The 1,211-nt window shown below is 58.0% G+C and carries 1 protein-coding gene; it reads right to left on the reverse strand.

All coding sequences use genetic code 11. From position 1 onward, the window contains the following. Positions 1–57 precede the first annotated feature (57 nt). On the reverse strand, positions 58–1,095 hold the full coding sequence (locus AWB74_RS44695; RefSeq protein ID WP_061152821.1) for an IS481 family transposase: 1,038 nt from the start codon (positions 1,093–1,095) through the stop codon (positions 58–60). Positions 1,096–1,211 lie beyond the last annotated feature (116 nt).

The following is a 1,211-nucleotide window of genomic DNA, read 5'->3' on the forward strand; positions in this document are numbered from 1 at the left end:
TGTATTAGCCTAGACCGCATCTGACAGGTAGTCGGAGAAGCAAAGGAAGAAAGCGGTTTAATGAGGGATCAGTTTCTCCTTCGCGAGATCAAGTGAATCAAGGAAGGTGCGCATGGGCGTCTTGCCGTAGCACCATCGTCCCTGATGTTCGCGCTCATTGTTGTACTGGTCAAGCCACGCATCCAGATCGCTCTGCAGTGCGGGAAGTGACTCATAGATCTTCCTGCGAAACGCGATGCGATAGAACTCGTTGAGCATGGTCTTGTGAAGCCGCTCGACGATGCCGTTGGTTTGCGGCGAGCGAGCTCGGGTGCGGGTGTGATCGATATTCTCCACGGCCAGATAGAGTTCGTATTCGTGATGCTCTGGGTTGCCACAGTACTCGGTGCCGCGGTCGGTCAGCACGCGTGAGAGCGGGATGCCGTGGCTGTCGAAGAACGGTACGACCCGATCGTTGAGCAGGTCGGCGGCCGGAAGTGGTGTTTTGCGATCGTAGAGCTTGGCAAATGCCACTTTCGAATAAGTGTCGACAAAGGTCTGCTGGTAGACGCGACCCACCCCTTTGAGAGTGCCGACATAAAAGGTGTCCTGGGCACCGCAGTAGCCGGGGCATTCCGATTCAAATTCGCCGTGCTCTTCCTTTTCCAGTTTGGCTCGCTCGAGCGCGGCCAACTGGGATTCGGTCAGCACCAGACCTTCCTGCGCGGATTTGGCTTCCAACGCCTTGAGGCGCTTGTTCATGGTCTGAAGATCGTGGCGCATCCAGATGCTACGCACGCCCTGCGGTGAAACGCTCAGGGCATGGCGTTTGAGCACTTCGTTGGCGATGCGGATCTGGCCGTAGGCAGGCAGTTCCAAGGCCAGTTCGACCACAGCCGCCTCAACCTGCGGATCCACGCGGTTCTTCAGTAAAGGGCGACGGTGAGAGATTTCCTGTAGCGCGGCTTCGCCGCCCTTGTCGTACAGTTCCTTGAAGCGGTAGAAGCTGTCGCGGGAATAGCCCATTACCCGACAGGCCTGGCTGACGTTACCCAGTTGCCGGGCCAGCTCTAGCATGCCGACCTTGGCGCGGATGACTTTCTGTTCCTGAGTCATGGCAGACTCCTTGCGGTTCGCGGCGCGCATTGCCGCTTCGGGCTAAACGCCCTCCGCGTCAACGCGCGCCCGCACGAGAAAACCGACCACTGTCAGATTTAGTCTAGTCCACTACA

It is taken from the genome of Caballeronia arvi, from assembly GCF_001544695.2.
GTDB classification, from domain to species: domain Bacteria; phylum Pseudomonadota; class Gammaproteobacteria; order Burkholderiales; family Burkholderiaceae; genus Caballeronia; species Caballeronia arvi.

Bases quoted from the DNA above. Each gene is read 5' to 3' on its own strand.
- AWB74_RS44695 (WP_061152821.1), bottom strand. From the start codon at position 1,095: ATGACTCAGGAACAGAAAGTCATCCGCGCCAAGGTCGGCATGCTAGAG.